Origin of the sequence: Flavivirga algicola, assembly GCF_012910715.1 — a bacterium.
GTDB classification, from domain to species: Bacteria; Bacteroidota; Bacteroidia; order Flavobacteriales; family Flavobacteriaceae; genus Flavivirga; species Flavivirga algicola.
This window is the reverse complement of record NZ_JABBHF010000002.1, coordinates 426,618-447,862: the sequence shown is the minus strand read 5'-3', so window position 1 is coordinate 447,862 and position 21,245 is coordinate 426,618. Positions and strand designations below refer to the sequence as shown.

The 21,245-nt window shown below is 35.3% G+C and carries 11 protein-coding genes; all 11 read left to right on the top strand.

Annotated elements, in window-relative coordinates; genetic code table 11:
• The first annotated feature begins 82 nt into the window (after window positions 1–82).
• The 11 genes from HHX25_RS04780 (at window position 83) to HHX25_RS04730 (ending at window position 21,244) form a co-directional block, all read left to right on the top strand.
• Complete coding sequence (locus HHX25_RS04780) at window positions 83–343, top strand: hypothetical protein (protein ID WP_169670697.1); 261 nt, start codon at window positions 83–85, stop codon at window positions 341–343.
• An 11-nt stretch (window positions 344–354) separates the two neighbouring features.
• A complete protein-coding gene (locus HHX25_RS04775; protein WP_240964236.1) occupies window positions 355–1,773 on the top strand; it encodes an arylsulfatase in 1,419 nt (472 codons plus the stop codon).
• Window positions 1,774–1,779: 6 nt separating this feature from the next.
• On the top strand, window positions 1,780–3,303 hold the full coding sequence (locus HHX25_RS04770) for a sulfatase family protein (RefSeq protein WP_240964234.1): 1,524 nt from the start codon (window positions 1,780–1,782) through the stop codon (window positions 3,301–3,303).
• Between the two features lie 115 nt (window positions 3,304–3,418).
• Window positions 3,419–6,055 carry a glycoside hydrolase family 2 protein gene (locus tag HHX25_RS04765; protein ID WP_169670693.1) on the top strand — a complete coding sequence of 879 codons (2,637 nt, stop codon included), beginning with the start codon at window positions 3,419–3,421 and terminating at the stop codon, window positions 6,053–6,055.
• A 15-nt stretch (window positions 6,056–6,070) separates the two neighbouring features.
• A complete protein-coding gene (locus HHX25_RS04760; protein WP_169670691.1) occupies window positions 6,071–8,518 on the top strand; it encodes a glycoside hydrolase family 2 TIM barrel-domain containing protein in 2,448 nt (815 codons plus the stop codon).
• Window positions 8,519–9,982 (top strand): arylsulfatase, encoded by a 1,464-nt coding sequence (locus HHX25_RS04755; RefSeq protein ID WP_169670689.1) that lies wholly within the window; start codon window positions 8,519–8,521, stop codon window positions 9,980–9,982.
• 363 nt (window positions 9,983–10,345) lie between these two features.
• Window positions 10,346–13,141, top strand: coding sequence for a helix-turn-helix and ligand-binding sensor domain-containing protein (locus HHX25_RS04750; RefSeq protein WP_169670687.1), 2,796 nt, complete (start codon window positions 10,346–10,348; stop codon window positions 13,139–13,141).
• A gap of 224 nt (window positions 13,142–13,365) precedes the next feature.
• A complete protein-coding gene (locus tag HHX25_RS04745; RefSeq protein ID WP_169670685.1) occupies window positions 13,366–16,398 on the top strand; it encodes a SusC/RagA family TonB-linked outer membrane protein in 3,033 nt (1,010 codons plus the stop codon).
• Between the two features lie 12 nt (window positions 16,399–16,410).
• Window positions 16,411–17,958 (top strand): RagB/SusD family nutrient uptake outer membrane protein, encoded by a 1,548-nt coding sequence (locus HHX25_RS04740; protein ID WP_169670683.1) that lies wholly within the window; start codon window positions 16,411–16,413, stop codon window positions 17,956–17,958.
• Window positions 17,959–17,970: 12 nt separating this feature from the next.
• Window positions 17,971–19,758, top strand: a complete 1,788-nt coding sequence (locus HHX25_RS04735) for a LamG domain-containing protein (protein ID WP_169670681.1) — start codon at window positions 17,971–17,973, stop codon at window positions 19,756–19,758.
• 124 nt (window positions 19,759–19,882) lie between these two features.
• Window positions 19,883–21,244 carry a glucoamylase family protein gene (locus tag HHX25_RS04730; RefSeq protein ID WP_169670679.1) on the top strand — a complete coding sequence of 454 codons (1,362 nt, stop codon included), beginning with the start codon at window positions 19,883–19,885 and terminating at the stop codon, window positions 21,242–21,244.
• Window position 21,245 lies beyond the last annotated feature (1 nt).

Below are 21,245 nucleotides of genomic sequence, written 5' to 3'. Positions count from 1 at the left end.
TCTAATTTTTTATTAAAACCTACATACACTGTTTCAGTTAAAATAAATGGAGCCCTGTGTTCAATAAATTTTATAGGTTTTAATGAGTAAAGCTCGTTTTAGTTTTGGCGTTTTAAATTTACGTAAAGAGACATTTAATAAATTTATGTGTACTGGTACGATTTTAATTTCATCTACTTTTATGCACCAAAAGAATAGAAATGTACTAAATTCAATATATTTTCAATTGTTTGACCTAGAAAAAGATATAAGAGAACAAAACAGTTTAAAAGTATTAAATATAGAAATACAACTTAAAACGAATTTATTGAAATGGGAAGAAGAAGCTATACCAACGTACTAAATAACTCTAAAATGAAATTATTGAAAATGACCTTAGCCATATCAGGTTTACTTGTGTTTAATGCCTGTAATCATGCTGATAAAAAAGCTGAAACTATTCAGGTTAAAGAAAAGTATGCTGGAGAAAAGCCCAACATTATTTTTTTATTGGCAGACGATATGGGCTATGGAGAATTAGGAAGTTATGGGCAAAAGGATATAAAAACTCCTTTTTTAGACGAGGTGGCATCAAAGGGACTTCGATTTACAGATTTTTATGCAGGTACCTCAGTTTGTTCACCCTCTAGGGCTATACTAATGACGGGCAAACATGCGGGGCATGCCACTATTCGCGCTAATGGAGGCTTAATCAATGGCAAAAAAGGGAGGGTGCCCTTAAAGAAATCGGAAATAACCATAGGGGAAATGCTTCAGGATGCAGGGTATCAAACAGCTATGATTGGTAAGTGGCATCTAGGGGTACCAGAAGACAAGTCTACTTGGGCCAAGGGCAGAGGTTTTGGTTATGCAGTACAAGAACAATGGGGAGTAAACGAGAAGGGAGTCGTTTTGGACGAGCGTGAACACTGGGTAAATAATGACGAAGATTCTGTTTTTTACAACTACAACAACTATAAATGTTTGGACGAGTTTAGAACAAACTTTGCTCTGGATTATCTGGATAAAAAGGAAAACGATAAACCTTTCTTTTTGTTTATGTCATACAGAATTCCCCATGCACACGAATTCTTTTTAAGAAAAACAGATCTGTATGTGGATAAGACGGAAGAATGGTTGGAAATAGAGCGGCGTCATGCAGCTCGCATCACTATGCTGGATGCACAAATAAAAAGACTGTTTGATAAACTGGAAGAACGTGGAGAATTAGAAAATACTCTAATCATTTTTACCAGTGATAATGGTCCTCACAAGGAAAATTACCATGACAATGAATACTTTAATAGTTCAGGAGGGCTAAAAGGTTACAAGCGTGCCCTTTATGAAGGTGGGATTAGAGTGCCAATGATAGCCTACTGGAAAGGAAAAATCAGAGAAGGAGCAACTACAAACTTGCAAGCAGTATTCTATGATATGATGCCAACATTTGCAGACGTTGCAGGTATACCTAAACCAGAGCAAACAGACGGTATTTCGATTTTACCTGAATTATTAGGGGGGACTCAAAAAAAGCGCGATCATTTATATTGGGAGATCCATGAAGGAGGATATCATAAAAGTATGACACAAGCAGCTAGAAAGGGTGAATGGAAAGCATTGAGAACAGCTGCTTCAAGTAAGACAGAATTGTATAACTTAGACACAGATATATTTGAAACAAATAATGTTGCTGCTCAGTATCCAGAAATAGTAGAACAAATGAATCAGATATTTCAAAAAGAAAGTGTAAGTAACGAACATTATCCTAATGCGGGAGGTTTGTTTAAAAAGTAACGTACAATGCAATCATTAAAAAAAACAATGCTATCAGGGCTAATTTTTTGTACTCTGTTATCATGTAAAAACAAGACAAATACCAATCAAGTAGAACCCGAAGTAGAAGCTAAAAAGCCAAATATCATTTGGTTGATGGCGGAAGATATGAGTACCGATTTGGAATGCTATGGTATGCCAGACGTAAAAACACCAAACCTGAACAAAATGGCATCCGAAGGAGTTCTGTTTGAAAACGCTTTTGTAACCAATCCAATATGTTCTCCGAGTCGTTCTGCAATGATGATTGGTACTCATCAGGTAAAAACCAATACCCATCACCACAGAAGCAATAGGGAAGAGCCTTTAAATGCGCAATTCAAACCATTTACGGCATTGTTGAGAGATGCAGGCTATACGACTATTTTAGGAAATCATGGTGTTAAAGGCAAAGGACGAAAAATAGATGTAAATTTCAAGCACGAACCATTGGGGGTTTGGGATGGGAGAACACAATTTGGACTATTTGATAAGTACGATACATTTGAAAAGAAAGATGAACCGTTCTTTGCACAAATACAGTTGGTTGTAACACACAGAGGAGAATGGTGGAATGACGTTAGAAGCCAATCCAAACACCCTGTAAATCCAGAAACGTTAACCTTGCCACCCTACATGGCAGACCATCCAGCCATCCGATTGGATTGGGCAAAATATCTGGACCAGATCGAGTATATGGATAATGAGGTGGGTATGATCTTTAAAGAACTAGAAGACAAAGGTATGGCAGACAATACCATTGTGATTTTTATTGGAGATAATGGACGCTGTAATATACGCGGAAAAGGTTACTTGCAAAACCCTGGACTAAGAATCCCTTTTATAATATACTATCCAAATAAATTTAAAGGTGGTGAAATAAGAAAAGATGTAGTAAGTGCTACAGACATAACGGCTTCAATTATAGACTTCGCAGGAATTGATGTACCTGGTTACATGACAGGAAAGCCAATTTTTTCAGAAAGTTTTAACCGACAATATGCCTATGGGGCAAGAGATTTATGGGATGAGATCGAAGAAAAGTCTAGAGCAGTGACCTCTGGGGAGTGGTCTTACATTAGAAACGATATGCCAGAAGTACCATATGATGCACACCAGGCCTATTTGGAGTTTTATAGACCCGCAGTCCATGTCATGCGAACACTATATAAAGAAGGAAAGTTAAATGATAATCAAAAACCGTTTTTCGAACCCACCAAGCCAAAAGAGGAATTGTACAATTTGAATGATGATCCACATCAATTAAACAATCTGGCAACCGATCCAAAGTATAAAGCTGTCTTAGAAAAATTACGCAAAGAGACCCAAAAATATGATGAGTTAATGATACCAGTAAGCGATGCCTATTATCCAAATAAAATGACAGGACCGTTGGTTATTGAATGGTTGAAAAAAGAAATGCCAGAGGACTATGCCAGAATGGTAGCAGGAGAAGAGATTGGTTACAAAAGAATAACAAATCTATACAAACAATACAAACAAAAGGAATAAACAGCCAAGACATTTTTTAAAAGTGCTTATTTATTAAGAGCTCAATCTTGTAATTCAAAAAGTTTTTGAATTTGAAACTAATTAATATAGAAATAGCATCAGTTTATTTATAATCATGTTGAAATTAAGAAAAAAAAATATAGTTTTTCTATTTGTTGTGCTTTATTCATGTTTGATAATCGCACAGCAAAAATTTTCTACGGCAGGTTTTTTTGAGGTAGAAAACAGTAACCGTTCCGTGTTTGGTTTTAATCAAGGATGGCGATTTTACAAAGGAGACATCAAAGGTGCAGAACAGTCAGTTTTTGACGATTCTAACTGGGAAGCAGCAAACTTGCCCCATGGTTTAGAAATTTTACCAGAAAATGCCAGTGGAGGTAGAAACTATCAAGGAAAAGCATGGTATAGAAAAGTTTTTGATTTAAAAAAAAATGAGCAAGAAAAAGTATACTTGTATTTCGAAGCCGTTATGGGGTTGGCCAAAGTATGGGTAAATGGCACTTTGGTAGCAGAACATTATGGAGGCTATCTGCCTTTTGCAGCCGATGTCACAGATGTACTAAACCAAAATGGTAAAAATGTTGTGGCCGTAATGGCAGATAACAGTGACAGTAAGCTTTATCCGCCAGGAAAACATCAATCTGGTCTGGATTTTAGTTATTTGGGAGGCATCTATAGAGATACTTATTTAATAAAAACAGGAACTGTTCATGTTACCTTAACAGAATTAAGCAAAACAGAAGCTGGAGGTGGTGTTTTTGTAGGTACTCTTGATGTTCATGGAAATAATGCGACAATAGGTATTCGAACCGAAGTAGCAAACCATTCCAAACAAAAACAAACCATTACAGTTAAATCTGTTTTAGAGGATACCAATTACAAAGAAATTAAATCAGTTTCGCAAACCGTTAAATTAGCAGTAAATAAAACCCAGCAACTTATTAAAGAATTTACGGTTAAAAATGTAAAACTATGGCATCCCGATGCGCCGAATTTACATTTTTTAAGAACAGATGTCATTGTTGATGGAAAAATTGTAGACCAAATGCGAACACGTTTTGGGATTCGGTTATTCGAAATGAAAGGAGCAGAAGGGCTGTTTGTAAATAAGAAATACGTAGGAAAAAAATTAGTTGGTGTAAATCGCCATCAAGATTATGCTTATGTTGGTAATGCCTTGCCTAATTCGGCACATTACAGAGATGTTAAGCTGTTAAGAGAAGGCGGTAGTCATATAATACGTGTGGGGCACTATCCCCAAGATGATGCTTTTTATGATGCCTGTGATGAATTAGGCATGCTAACCACTACTGCCAATCCAGGATGGCACTTCTTTAATTTTAAGAACAAAATCTTTGAAGAACGCTTATACCAGGATACGCGAAATTTAGTTAGGAAAGATAGAAATAGACCTTCAATCTTATTGTGGGAAACGGCATTAAACGAAACACCATATCAACCAGACTATGCCATGAATAACATGCATAAAGCAGCACATGCAGAATATCCTTTTCCAGGAATGTTTACCGTAACAGATCATGATGAAGCAAAAAAAGGAGGGCTGGATGTGTATTACCATGGAAATGACAAAAACATAAATTCGTTCAACAGAGAGTTTGGAGATGGCGGAGAAGTTGATGATTGGTATTCTCAAAATTCCATAGTTAGAGTAAGAAGGGAATGGGGAGAAAAAGCAATGTTAGATCAATCATTGAGACAAGCAAAATATTTGTCGCAACGATTTAAGACCGATAAAGTACGCTTAGGTGGTGCTATGTGGGCAGGAATAGATCATCAAAGAGGCTATCATCCCGATCCGTTTTTGGGCGGACATTTAAACGTCTTACGTTTACCACGCTATACCTATTACCTGTACCAAAGTCAAAATATGCCAGACTATAAATTAGATGGTATTAAAACAGGTCCCATGTTGTATATAACTAATGAGTTAACACAATTATCCCCCAGTAATGTTATTATCTACAGTAACTGTGATGAAATAAAATTAACATGGATGGGTAAAGATTATGGAACACAAAAACCATCCACGGATCCTAAATTTTCAGGATTACCACATCCACCGTTTGTGTTTAAAAATGTTTTCTATTTAGATAGTATCAGACATAGAAAAGGTGATAAAAAAGGAGTTGTTAGGTATATGCTTGCAGAAGGGCTAATAGATGGTAAAGTTGTTGTAAAAGAAACCAAATTATATCCAGAAAGGTCAGAAAGACTACAATTGTCAATTGCTGATGAAGATTTAGAATTAATTGCTAATAACTCGGATTTTGTCCCTGTTAGAGCAACTATAGTAGATAGAAACAATGCGAAGAAAGTACTGGCAGAAGAATACGTGTACTTTGAAGTAGAAGGCCCCGCTGAAGTTATTGGAGGCGTACGTAATTTTGGAAACCCGGCAAAGTCTTCTTTTGGAGTAGCTACAGCCTTAATTCGAGCAACCACTACTCCAGGAAAAATAACGGTTAGAGCATTTGTAAATGGACTGGAACCTGATGAAATCACGTTTGAATCTAAGCCCTCAAAATTAAAAATGCTTTATGATAATGACTACGTGACCCAATCAAAAAAAGGGAACAAGGATATAGTTGTTGTAGAACAAGTTGAGCAAGAGAAGTTACCGACTAATGTTAAAGAACTACAAGAAGAAGTTAAAGCTTTAAGATTAGAACTGGTAGGTAAAAACCAAGCTTTAATGGAATTAAGAAGTAATCCGAAAGGTAAAGGGAATTAAATTTAAAAATAAATTATGAAATTCAATTTGCTTAAACTTTTTTTAGTTGGCTTTATCACCATAACCTATTCTCAAAATAATGAAGATGCTTTAGTAAACGTTACATCCAAAAATCAATCAGCTAGAATTACTAAAAATTTTAATAAAGAGTGGAAATTTCAATTGTCGGATAGCATCGCATACAATGCTATTGATTTTGATGATTCTGAATGGAGAATATTAGATGTACCTCACGATTGGAGTATTGAATTTGACTATAACGAATCAAACTCGGGGAGAAATGCCTGGCTGCCTGGTGGGGTGGGGTGGTACAGAAAAACGATAATCATTCCTAAAGAACAATCAAATAAGGAATTTAAAATTGAGTTTGATGGTGTTTACAAAAATGCAACACTATGGGTAAATGACCATTATGTAGGGAATCAACATGATGGGTATACCAGTTTTTATTATAACATCACCCCATTTATAAATTTTGGAGGAAAAAACACGTTTGCTTTAAAAGTAGATAACTCTATCCAGCCTAATTGCCGTTGGTATTCAGGTTCTGGAGTCTATAGAAGCGTACGGCTAACAATAACCAACAAGTTAGCCATAGAGCAATGGGGTACATTCATAACCACACCAAAAGTCTTGAGTAACCAAGCGGAAGTTTTAATACAAACCACATTGCGAAATTATGCTAATGCATCCAATCTCATTCTAGAAACAACAATTTACAATGCAGACGGAGAGCAAGTAGGGATCGTACGAACCAATGCATTCATTGACAGAAAAACTTCAAAAACCGTCAACCAAACTATAAATATTGAAAACCCGATATTATGGTCTACTGAGAATCCAGAGCTTTATATTTCTAAAAGTAAAGTCATTGTAAATAATAAAACAGTAGATAATTATGAAACGACATTCGGAATTAGAACCATTGATTTTGATGCCAAAAAAGGGTTCTTCCTAAATGGAGAAAATTTAAAATTAAAAGGGGTTTGCTTGCATAATGATGGTGGGATTTTAGGTACAGCGGTACCCATAGAAATATGGAAGCGAAGATTAGATAATTTAAAAGAAATAGGGTGTAATGCCATAAGAGCGGCACATAACCCACCATCTCCGGAGTTTTTGGATTTATGTGATACTATGGGCTTTTTGGTAATGAATGAATTTGTAGATAAGTGGAATGCGGATAAAACAAATGAGAAAAAAGGAAAAGGATTAAATAATTTTTTTAACCCTAATGGTTTTGGTGACCCTTATTTTGAATTTGAATGGCAAAAGAATTACAAGTCCACTGTTTTAAGAGATAGAAATCACCCCAGTGTAATCATGTGGAGCGTTGGTAACGAAAACTATCCGCCTGAGGCCGAAGAACAAGTTCAAGGGTTAAGAAAATATACGTCTTATGTGCGTAGTTTAGATAGTACACGTCCAGTTGTTTCGGGTATGGAAAGAGGTAGGGATATTCCTGTAAATGACAAAATTGATGCTATAATCAATACTTGTAGTGAAATGGATTTAATAGCATTGAACTATGGTGAGCAATGGTGTAAAGAAATTGGAAAAAGAAATCTGGAAATGCCTTATGTAAGTACCGAAAGTTATAGATACTTTAACAGTTCGCCAGAAAAACGTTTTGCAAATATTGAACGCTCGCCTTGGATTGATGTATTGGAGAACGACCATAACATAGGGCTCTTTTTATGGGTGGGGATTGATTATTTGGGGGAATCGAAAAAGTATCCCAAATTAGGCTCAACCAGTGGGTTGTTGGATATAGCTGGATTTAAAAAAACGGAATCGTATTTATACCAAGCGTTTTGGTCAGAAAAACCCATGGTAAGCATAGCCGTTTATGAAGGTGATGCTAACGATTTTTCAACATCTGGGCGTTGGGGATGGCCTCCAATATATGAAGCATGGAATTTTAAAAAAGGAGAGAAGAAAGATTTAGTAACCTATACCAATTGTGAATCGGTGAATTTATATCTAAACAATAAGCTTATTGGCAATAAAAAGCTATCAGATTTCCCAAATTGGATTATGAAATGGCAAGATACCGCTTTTGAAGAAGGCACCTTAAAAGCTGTTGGAATTATAAACGGCAAAGAAGTTTGCGAGTTTGAGTTAAAAACAACAGGAGAGCCTTATAAAATTAACCTGAAGCCTTATAATAAACATATCAATTCTGGAGATATCGTTCAAATAGAAGTATCGATTTTAGATAAAAAAAATGTGTTGGTTACCCATCAACCTGTGGATTTGTATTTTAAAATAGAGGGCGATGCAGAAATTTTAGGATTGTCTAATGGTGATATGTATGATGATACTTCGGCTAGCAATATTGAAACCAGAAAAACAAAGCAAGGAGCCTGTTTGGTGATACTGAAAATGGGGCAAGTAATGGATGGGGCTAAGTTGACGGTTACATCCAAAGATCTTAAAAAAGGAGTCTTAAATCTTAAATAAATGATAAAAACAAAACTAGCTTTAAGGATTGTAATCGGTTTAACACTATGTGTAAGTTGTAAAAAAACAACTCAACATGTTGATGAAAGTAAAAAAGAAGAGGTTAAAAAACCCAATATTATATACATCCTTGCAGATGATTTAGGGTATGGTGATTTAAGCTGTTACGGGCAGGAAAAATTTAAAACACCAAATATTGATGCTTTAGCTTCGCGAGGCATAAAATTTACACAGCATTATAGTGGAGCGGCAGTTTGTGCTCCAGCAAGATCTTCATTGATGACTGGGCAGCATACTGGGCATACACCTATTCGTGGTAACAAAGAAATCATGGAAGGAAAAGGAGGTCAGGTGCCTTTACCAGCTAGTTCTATCACTATAGCCGAGGTGTTAAAAGAGGCAGGATATGTTACAGGAATGTTTGGTAAATGGGGATTAGGTTTTAATGAAGGAGACCCAAATACACAGGGTTTTGATGAGTTTTATGGTTACAACGATCAGAAATTGGCACATCGTTATTATCCACCATATTTAAATCACAATAAAGACATCGATTCTCTAGAGGGTAATGACTGGACTCAAAAAGTAACATATGCACCAGATAGAATTCAGGAAGAGACACTAAAGTTTATTGAAAACAACAAAGACACCCCTTTTTTCGCGTACATTCCTTCTGTGATACCACATGCAGAACTTATAGTACCTAATGATACTTTATTTTCTAAATACAACGGGAGGTTTGAAGAAGTACCACTTAAAAATGAAGAAAAATACACTTCAGATTATGGAGATGAAGACATGAAGTTTTATGAGTATTGCCCTCAAGAAAAACCCTATGCTACCTATGCGACTATGATAGATAGGTTAGACAAACAAGTAGGAGAAATAGTTGCTAAATTGGAAACATTAGGTCTTTCAGAAAATACCATAATCATGTTTGCTAGTGATAACGGACCAGCAAGAGAAGGCGGTGCAAATCCAGACTTTTTTAACAGCAATGGAGGGTTAAAAGGTATTAAGCGTGATTTGTACGAAGGAGGAATTCGAAGCCCTTTTATAACCGTGTGGCCTAAAAAAATAAAAGCAGGAACTGTTTCAAATCATATTTCGGCGTTTTGGGACATTATGCCAACGCTAGCAGATTTAGCAGGAATAGAGACACCAAAACAAAGCGATGGAATTTCAATGTTGCCAACTCTTTTAGGAAATGAAAACCAAAAGCAGCATGACTACTTATATTGGGAGTTTAATATAAAAGGAGGAAGGAAAGCTATTAGAAAAGGAAACTGGAAAGGTGTTTGGTATAGTATAAATAAAAAGAAACAAGGCAATTTTGAACTTTATGATTTATCGAAGGACCTTGCAGAAGAAAACAACATAGCAGAAGAACATCCAGAAATTGTTAAAGAACTTAAAAGTTTGATGCATGAAGCAAGCGTAGCGTCTGATCTATTTTCTTTTTAGTAATTGTGATTATTAATAACCATTAATATCGCTGTAAGTGGTTATTATATAATTATTGATAAATTAAGCATTATCATTACAGAAATTTAGCCTTAGCAGGACATAATTTATATACAATATAAAAGTGTTTTAAAGGTTTTGCATGCTACAAATTCACGAAACAATCAACTCCTGAATTATTATCAAATAAAAATTTAGCTTTATCCCTGAACGAGCAAAATATTACATGCTAAGAATTGTTCTATGAAAATTAATTAGATTTGTAATAAACACGCTTAGTTTTAGCCTTAAAAAGTTAAATTAATTTAGAAACTTCCAGCTTAGTAACTGTCTGGTTACGAATTGAATGTTGACTGCATGGTAATGAAATTTAAATATTTTTTTATTTTAATTGGTATATTTTTATGCCGAAATGAATTATATGCCCAGTATACCCCATACTTCAAAAACTACTCTTTATCTGAATTCAATGCTGGTAATCAAAATTGGGGCGTATCCATATCAGAAGATGGAAAACTCTATGTAGCTAACAATAATGGGTTACTGGAATTTGACGGCATCAATTGGAATTTTAATGAATTGCCAAATAAAACAATTATAAGATCTGTTTTAGCCCACAAAGACCTTATATACACAGGTTCTTATGAAGAATTTGGTTATTGGAGAAGAAATAATAAAGGTAAACTGGGATATACATCATTAAATGATTTAATTGAAAAACAACCTCAATTAAACGAGGAATTTTGGCAGATATTATCTCATAAAGACGCCATAATATTTAGGTCTTTTTTAAACCTTTATATATACCAAGACGGGAAAATTATAACCATAAAGCCAGAATCGACTATCATATCTATTGATATTGTTGATGATATTATTTATGTGTCCACTTTAAAACATGGTATTTTTATTTTGCGTGAAGATCACTTATACCCCTATATAAATGGTTCATTGCTTAAAGATTCTAAAGTTATAAGCATTTCAAATTACAAAGGCAAACTATTAATTTCTACAGCTTTGAAAGGGTGCTTTACTTATTCGGAAACCCAATTAACTTCATGGTATTCCGAAATAAACGATATTATAAAAAAGCATCAACTCAATAGTTTTTCCAAATTAAAAAATGGTGATATGATTTTTGGAACTATTAAAAATGGGGTTTATGTTTCTAATAACCAAGGAAAAGTATTGTACCATATTAATAAAGAAAATGGTCTGTTAAACAATACTGTTTTATGTCAAACAGTAGATGAGCGATCGAAATTATATGTTGGTTTGGATAATGGTTTGGCTTCCGTCGATTTAAGCAGCCCTTATTCTTTTTTTAATGACAACTCAGGGAAGTTAGGCGCTGTTTACGATATCATCAATTATGAAGGCATTACATATATAGGTACTAACACAGGACTGTTTTACATTGATAAAGAAAATAAATTACAATTTATAGAAGAATCTCAAGGCCAGGTCTGGTCATTGAATAAAATAAAAGGTGATTTATTTTGTGGACACAATAACGGAACCTATTTAGTGAAAAATAAAAAACTAAAGAAAAAAATATCTAATAGCACAGGGGGGTGGACAATAAAAAAGGTGCCAGAAGAAAATAACACTTACATACAAGGGACTTATACGGGGTTGGTCAAATATGAAAAACATGAAGGAGCATGGCACGTAAAACATTTAGGAGAACCTACCATTCCTATAAAATATTTGGCTTTCGAGGATCAATATACAGCATGGTTAGCCCACGCTTATAAAGGGTTGTTTAGAGTGGAATTTAATGAAAATCATGATAAAATTATAAGTATTGTACCCTATGAAAAGAAAGGGCTTAATTCTGAGTTTAACGTTAGGGTTTACAAAATTAAAAGTGATATATGCTTTAAAACCAATGAGGGGTGGTTAAAATATGAATCCTTAATAGATAGCATCGTACCTTTCAATTTATTAAATGAAAACTTTGGAGATGAAGCTTATTTGCTTTCAGAAGAAAATAATAGCGAACTGGCGATTAAAAATAACAAGGATAAGATTTATATACAGTCCTTAATAGAAGGAGAAGATGATTTACACATTCCAAGTAGTTATTTTAAAGATAGACTCATTGTAGGTTCAGAAAAAATTTCAAAAATAAATGACTCGCTATACTCCCTTAATCTTTATGGTGGGTTTATGAATGTAAACAAAAAGAATTATTCTCATACAAACACTTTGTATAAACCCATGCTGGAAAATATAAAAGTAGGAGATGATTATATAGACATAGACCAAAAAGCCACTTTTGATTTCCCATTTAAAGAGGATGTTAATATAGCAATATCTTCAGCTAAATCCTCGAATCATTTTTTTGAGTATGCTCTAACAATAAACGGTTCTCTAGAATGGATAAAAACTGAAAATGGTAAAATAAGATTATCAAATTTAAGTAATGGAGATTATACGTTACATTTTAGAACAGCTAATAGCTTAGGGGATACTTCAGATATTAAAGTAATAAATTTTACCGTTTTACCACCCTGGTATAAGAATAGTATAGGCATTGCTTTGTATGGAGTTACGGCTATTTTGATTATTCTGTTATTTTATAAACTACATAAGAAGAAAATAGCTAAAGAACAAAGACTTTTAGAAGAAAAATTTGCGAAGGAACAAGAAGATCTTCTTAAAGAAAAAGCCATTGAAAATGAAAAGAAAATTGTTCAGTTAAGAAATCAGTCCTTAAAGAATGAAGTGAAGCTTAAGAGTAAGCAACTTGCTAATACAGCTATGGCTTTAGTAAAGAAAAATGAATCTATGCTGGAAATAAAAGAGGAGTTGGAAAAACAAAAAACAGGGTTTACAAATTCATTGGCGTACAAACATCTCTTACGTAAAATAGACAACTCCATAGGTCATGAAGACGAATGGGAAATATTTGAATATAATTTCAATCAGGTACATGAAGAATTTTTCAACCAATTAAAAAATAAACACCCGCAATTAACCCATAAAGATTTAAAGATCTGTGCCTACATCAAAATGAATTTGTTGACTAAAGAAATTGCACCACTCATGAATGTGTCAATAAGAGGTCTAGAAACCCATCGATATAGATTAAAACGCAAACTAAATTTAGAAAATGATAAATCTCTGGGTGATTATTTAAGGAATTTCAAATAAAGCCCTTTTAAAATTATCTAAACCCATTTCAATTACTACGTCAAAACTACGTCATAATCGCTTTTATCTTAATGTTTTTGTTTGTTTATAACCTTCAAATAGTACGTCAAACAGCTATTTTATGGATTTTTTGCTGCATGACGTAATTTATGTGTAAGCCATTTTTTGTAGAGGCTCTTGATAGTTTATAATTTAGTACAAACTAACAATTTAAATATAACTATATGAAAACAAGATTTACTTTATTGCTAATTCTTTTGTTTACGATCCATGCTTTTACACAGGAAAAAACGATTGGAGGAACAGTGATTAGTTCTGAAGATAATATGCCAATACCTGGAGCAAGTGTTATTGTAAAAGGAACAATTAGAGGTGTAAGTACAGATTTTGACGGGCGTTATTCTATTGAAGTAAACCAAGGTGAGACATTAGAATTTAGTTCGCTTGGTTTTAAAACGACATCCATCTTAATTCAAAATCAAACTCAAGTAAACGTAACTTTAGAATCTGATATAGCAACGTTAGAAGAAGTTGTGGTTATTGGTTATGGTACACAAAAGAAAGCAGATTTAACAGGTGCTATTACAACTATTAAATCTGAGGATATTACAAGAACACCTGCTGGGGCTGCTATGCAATCCCTTCAAGGAAAAGTAGCAGGTTTACAAGTAGTAAGTAGAGGGGCACCAGGTACATCTCCAACGGTTAGGGTACGTGGCCTGGGTTCTTATACAGGCAATGGGGCTTCTAACCCGCTTTATGTTGTTGATGGCGCTTTTTTCGATGATATCGATTTTTTAAATAATGAAGACATTAAAACGATTTCAGTATTAAAGGATGCCTCAGCATCAGCTATTTATGGTGTTAGAGCCGCAAACGGTGTGATACTTATTGAAACACATTCAGGAAAGGCTAATCAAAAACCTCAAATTACTTATAATGGCTATCAAGGGGTTCAAATTGCTCATAATATAGTGAAACTCTCAAACTCAGAACAGTTTTCTACTTTAGCTAGAGAATCTGGTTCTGTCGCAGAAGCTCAATTCATAGAAAATGCTATGCAACGTTATGGGAGAAGTAGAATCAATCCCAATGTTCCTGATGTTAATACAGATTGGTATGATTTAATTTTGCGTCAGGCGCTTATACAAAATCACAGTTTGGGTGTTACTGGGGGAACCGAAGGTATTAACTATTCAGTTGGACTAAGTCAATTTGAACAAGAAGGTATCCTTAGAATGAAAAATGATTATGAGCGCTTTAATATTAGAACCAAATTGAGTGCTGATATAAGCGATCGATTAAAAGTTGGTGTTTCGGCGCTTTTAAGTAATGCTACCAGGTATCGTCCAGAAGAAGGCGCCTTTGCATTAGCTTATTTCGCAGTACCTACCATGCCGGTTTTAGACCCATCTAAAACAGATGCTTTTCCAAAACCTTATGCAAATGCACAAGATTTAGGTTATAGAGGTACACAGAACCCATTCCCTCTAATGGAAAATACTGAGAACAGAAATAAAATAAGAAATACATTAATGACTTTTGATTTACAATATGAAGTCATTCCTGATAAATTAAATTTTAAAACGGCTTACTATCATAATTTTGAAACTCTTGAAACAAGAGAAGTGAGGTTGCCTTTCTTCTTTGGTAATGGAAATGCTTTTAGAGAAAATGCAGAATTAATTAAAAGAAACGAGACGTTTTCTGAACAAACTTGGGACAATACATTAACCTATAATAATGATTTTGGCAAGCATAACTTGACTGTTTTGGCAGGTACATCTTTTAGAGATAGATCTTTTGAACAATTAGAAGCAAAAGGGCTGAATTTTCCAAATGGTCCGGGGATAGGCGATGAGTCGTATTTTTTAGATTTATCAAAAACTATAGATATTGATGGCGTTGGTGATAACGGCGTTAGACAATATTTCTTTTCATACTTTGGAAGAGTCGCTTATAATTATGATAATAAATATCTATTATATGGTACATTCCGTGCCGATGGAACTAGCAAATATCAAGAAAAATGGGGGTACTTTCCTACTGTTGGAGCTGGCTGGGTGATTTCAGAAGAGTCTTTTATGAAAGACAATGGTATTTTTGATTTCTTAAAGTTAAGAGCCAGTTGGGGAGAGTTAGGAAATGCAAATGTAAATTCCAGTTCAGGAGGCATAACATCGGAAGAAACTGATGTAGCTTTTGGAGACGTACGCTTCCCAGGTTTGGTAACAAGTAGTGACTTTGAGGCTTTAAAATGGGAGGTGACCGAAGAAACAAATTTTGGTATTACGGCAAGGTTATTTGATAACCAATTATCTATAGAATCCGATTATTATAGCAGAGAGACTAAAGATGCCATCATACCAGTTTCCAGGCTTTTAGTGCCAGGGGAAACCAGACAAAATATAGGAAGAATTAAAAATTCAGGTTTTGAACTGGTATTAAATTGGACGAAGCGTGTTTCAGATGATTTTAGTTATACCATAGGTGGAAACTTTTCTACCTTAAAAAATGAAATATTAGACTTAGCAGGACAGGAGAATTTAACTACTGGTGGAGATGTGGCCCAAAGATCTGTAGTTGGAGGTTCTATAGACGCTTTTTTCGGTCTTGAGGTTGCAGGGGTATATCAAACAGAAGAAGAAATTTTAGCAGATCCAGCAGCCGTTGCAGCGCGCGGAAATGGCTTAACTGTAGAGCCAGGTGATTTCAGGTTTGTAGACCACAATGGAGATTCAGAAATAGATGCGCAAGATAGAGTAGATTTAGGTTCTTATCTACCATCCTATTCCTTCGGTTTTAATTTTGGTTTCAATTATAAAGCTTGGGACTTTTCTCTAAATGTCATAGGACAAGGCGGCAATGTAATAGCCAATATTAAGCGTTTTCAAATTAGACAAACACCAGACCCTAATATCGATAGAGATTTTGCAATCAACAGATGGCATGGTCCTGGAACTTCAAATACATATCCGTCGGCTCGAGGTATAAGAAACCCTTGGAGTAATCAGTTTCTAAATAGTTTCTTTGTGGAAGACGGCGATTTTATTCGTCTGCAAAATGTTACTTTAGGGTATACACTACCAAAATTAAAAGGAAAATTCAATCCAGATATCAGATTCTACGTAACCGCAGAAAGACCACTTTCTTTATTTGATTATAATGGATTTAATCCAGAAGTGGCAAACGGTAGAGATCAACAAACATACCCTATACCAGGCGTGTATACCTTGGGGGTTAACATTAAACTTTAAAAAATAATAGCTATGATATTTATAAAAACAAACAAATTACAAATACTATTGGTATTGTTGGGGGTTTTACTTACTAGCTGTTCTAGTGAATTAAATCAACCAGAATTGAATAACAATTTTGCTGGAGGTACTGATTTTTCAAAAACGGAAGACATGGTTTTTTCTCTTATAGGTTTGTATGGAGAAGTATCCTATAGAAACTGGGAAAGACCGTTAGTAGTCTCAACAAGAGGTGATGATGTAAATGCTGCTGGAGACCAACAAGGCTTAAAAAATCAAGATCGCTATGTATACGATAATTCATTTTTTGGGTCTAGAACCTTATGGGAAGGGTATTATGGAACTATAATAACGGCTCATACTGCGATGGAGCAGATTCAGAGATATATGGATTTAGCCGATGCCAACGGTGTTGCTTTGGGAGAACAATATGTAGCTGAAGCTAAAGTGCTTAGGGCTATTTTGCTTTTACAGCTTTCTCAGGTTTATGGCGCGGTTTTTATTCCAGAATCTTCAAACCTTAATGATTTTGCTAATGTAACGTCAGTGCCTAATAAAGATGAGGTAATGCAGCATATTTCAGATCAAATGGATGAAGCCATACCATTTTTATTGGACATGCGACCAAACGAACGAACGGATTTGCCAGGTGGAGTTACTAAATACACTGCGTTAATGATTAAGGCGTCAGCAAATCAAGAATTGAAAAATTATCAAGTAGTAGCTGATGCCACAGGAGAAATTATAAGCTCAGGAAAGTTTAATCTTTTTGGAGACTATTACGAGCTTTTCAAGACGCCTGGTAAATTGAGTGACGAAAATCTTTTTGAAATGCAATTTTCTGACTTTGGATCGGGAGAGGGTGATCGTAAAAGTCATTTATATGCGCCTTATGGACCTCAAGGCTGGACGCCTGCAGTTGCTGGTGCTGGAGGCGGATGGGGCTTCTTTGAACCTAGTATGAAATATGTAAAGTTCATGCTCGATAGGGGCGATGATATACGCCTGGAAACTTCAGTGTTATTTACAGATAAAGGTATAGATAGTATTATTTCGAGTACAACTTACACAGTAGCTACATTGCCGTCCTTTGTTTCCTCAACAACTAGAGATGGCGATCAATTGAATAACAGTGAAAGAAATATTTTCTCAAGTGGAAAGCACTATTTACCTTCTAATCAATTGATATCTGGTAGAACAGCCTATGGTAGTAATAAGCACTATATCGTTTATCGTTATGCAGAAGTACTTCTAATGTATGCAGAAGCTTTAATTCAAGGAGCTTCAAATTTGGCAATGACAGCAGACCAAGCAGTTAATATGGTTAGAACAAGAGCAGGGCTTACACCTTTAAGTGGCGTGACTCTAGATCAAGTTGTCGATGAGAAATATGCTGAACTTGCTATGGAGTGGGGCAAGCGATTTTTTGATATGGTAAGACTGGAAAGATATGGTGAATTAAGTTATGAAGGTAGAACTTTTACTGCTGATAAGGCTTTTGTGACATACCATCAGGATCAAATAGACGAGTTTCCGATTTTGGGTGAAATAACTAATTAAAAAATTAACAAGATGAAAATATTTATAAATAAATTTTTCGGAATTGTAGCATTATTACTTGTGCTTTCCTGTGATAATGGTATAGATCCAATAACCAAGGTAGACCCAGGAGCCGATGCTGGTGCACCTCAAGTGACTTTAAAGTATCCTGTAGATGGGACAAAAATTAAAGTAAATGACCCTGTTGTGGCTATAAACATTGAGTTTGAAGTTACTGACGATATTGAGGTAGAAACAATCTCTGTGTTAATTAATAACAGTGAAATAGCCTCGATGAGTGGTGATTTTAAAGATTACAGACGGGTATTGGCCGAAGTGCCTTTTGATAATGTCACTACCGGACAACATGAGCTTAAAATTGTTGCTACAGATATTAGTGGAAACAACACGACTGCAACCGCAAATTTTGAAAAAGAACCGCCATATATTCCACTTTTTGCGAATGAAACCATTTATATGGATTTTGAAACAGATTACACAGAATTTATTAGTGTTACCAGGGCAACAGAGGTTGGGAATCCAGGTTTTGCGGGAGAAGGTTTGGCTAGTAACAATGCCTATGCAGGTACAGAAGATTCATATTTAACACTACCAACTAGTACGATGCAGCTAGGAAATGAGATTTCTGCTATTTTCTGGTACAAAGTAAATGCTTCTCCAGATAGGGCAGGTATTTTGGTTATTGGTCCAGAAGACCCAACCAATGCCGATTATCCTGTTAAACAAAATAACAGAAACAGTGGGTTTAGATTGTTCAGAGAAAATGCGGGAGGCGACCAACGTATTAAGCTAAATGTTGGAATTGGAGATAAAAACGTTTGGGTTGATGGGGGAGATGCTTCCGACATAGATCCTAATAAAGATGAGTGGGTTAGTATCGCATTTACTATTTCAACTACTGAAGCTCGTGTTTATATAAATGGTCAATTGGCAAAAGAAAGTGCTTTGGAAAGCCCTGTAGATTGGACTGGTACCGACATTTTGTCCATAATGTCTGGCGCACCTCGTTTTACGGGTTGGAACCATAAATCGGATAACAGTTATATGGACGAACTACGTTTCTTTAATGTAGCTCTGTCTCAAGGAGAAATTCAGAATATACTAGGAGTCACAAATCCTTATACACCCGCAGATGGAGAAACCATGTACATGGCCTTTGATGGCACATATAAAAATTGGGTAACTGGTGCTACAGCAACAACAGTTGGTAGTCCTGGTTTTGCTGGAGAGAGTAAGCTGGGAGCCGATGCCTATGCGGGTGTTGATGATGCTTATTTAACCTTCCCAACCACAGGATTATTGTCAGGTGAATTTAGTGCAGCCATGTGGCATAAAGTGAATGCAACACCCGATAGAGCAGGTGTATTGGTAATTGGTCCAGAGGATACTGGAAATGCAAATTATCCTGATGTTCAAAATAATAGAAATGCAGGATTCCGATTTTTTAGAGAAGATGCTGGTGGCATGCAACGTTTCAAATTAAATGTTGGAACTGGTGCGGCAAATGTCTGGGTAGATGGCGGTACTGCTGCAGATGTAGACCCTACTGCTAATGAATGGGTACACTTGGCATTTACAATTTCAGGTAGCAAAGCCATTGTATATATTAATGGAGAAGTCGCTAAAGAAAGTGATATAACAGGTGTAGACTGGACAGGATGTGATATTTTATCGATAATGTCTGGGGCACCTCGTTTTACAGGTTGGAATCATAAATCGGATTCTAGCTTCTTAGATGAATTACATCTATACAATAAAGCACTTACCCAGTCCGAAATTCAGGACATTATGGGTAATTAATAGAGATTATTATTTTTAGTTTAGTTTGTTGTTTATAATTGAAAATTCTAGCTGCATATATAAAAAGAATATGCTAGGGAATAAATGCAGCTAGAATTTATTTATTCATTTGTACCTATTTTTTATGAAGATAAGACTACTTTTTTTGTCAGTGATATTGTTTTTCCTTTTCAATTGTAAAAACAATGAAAAAGTCAATAATTCTAATTTAACATCTAATAATACACGTTATGTTCTAGATGATGGCGCTTTATTGGACACCATTCAAAAGCAAACCTTTAATTATTTTTGGGATGGTGCAGAACCAAATTCAGGACTGGCACCAGAGCGTTTACATATGGATAATATCTATCCAACATCTCCTAAGCATACAGTAACTACAGGCGGGACAGGTTTTGGGATGATGGCTATCTTGGTAGGCGTAAAACGAGGTTTTATTACTAGAGAACAGGCATTTAACCATTTTGTCAAAATGATAGATTTTCTAGAGAAGGCCGATAGATTCCATGGTGCATGGCCACATTGGCTGGATGGACAAACAGGTAAAACGATGCCTTTCAGTAAAAAAGATAATGGAGGCGATTTGGTTGAAACCGCATTTTTAATTCAAGGGATGTTGACCGTTGCCGAGTATTTTAAAAATGGTAACAAAGAAGAACAAAAATTAACTACAAAAATTGAGAAACTTTGGCACGAGGTGGAATGGGATTGGTACACTAAGGGTGAAGATGTTTTGTATTGGCATTGGTCACCCCAATACAATTGGGAAATGAACTTCCCTGTTGGCGGTTACAATGAATGTTTAATCATGTATATTTTGGCTGCTTCATCGCCTACACATTCAATAAATGAAGCAGTATATCATAAAGGTTGGGCTAGAAACGGAGACATCGTTTCCAATGAAAAGTATTATGATGAAGACTTGGTACTTGATTATTACGAGCATGATGAATCACCAGTGGGACCCATGTTCTGGGCGCACTATTCTTATACAGGGTTAAAACCAAAAGGTCTATCCGACACTTATGCAGACTATTGGAAACTGGTTCAAAACCAAGCTAAAATTCATTATAAACATGCCGTGGCTAATCCAAAAAACTACAAAGGTTATGGAGATAGTATCTGGGGATTAACATCAAGCTATTCCGTAAAAGGATATAAAGGACACAGACCAGACAAAGACTTAGGTGTTATTGCACCAACAGCAGCATTGGCTTCGTTTCCATATACCCCAAAAGAAAGTATGCAGATGTTACATAAACTATACAAGGACCATGATAGTCTAATAGGAAAATATGGACCTTACGACGCATTCAGTTTTGAGCATGATTGGTATAACCCAAGATATTTGGCTATCGATCAAGGTCCCATTCCTGTAATGATTGAAAATTATCGTTCAGGTATGCTATGGGATTTATTCATGAAAAACAGCGACGTACAAAAAGGTCTCAATAAATTAGGGTTTTCGTATCAGAAAAGTGAATAGA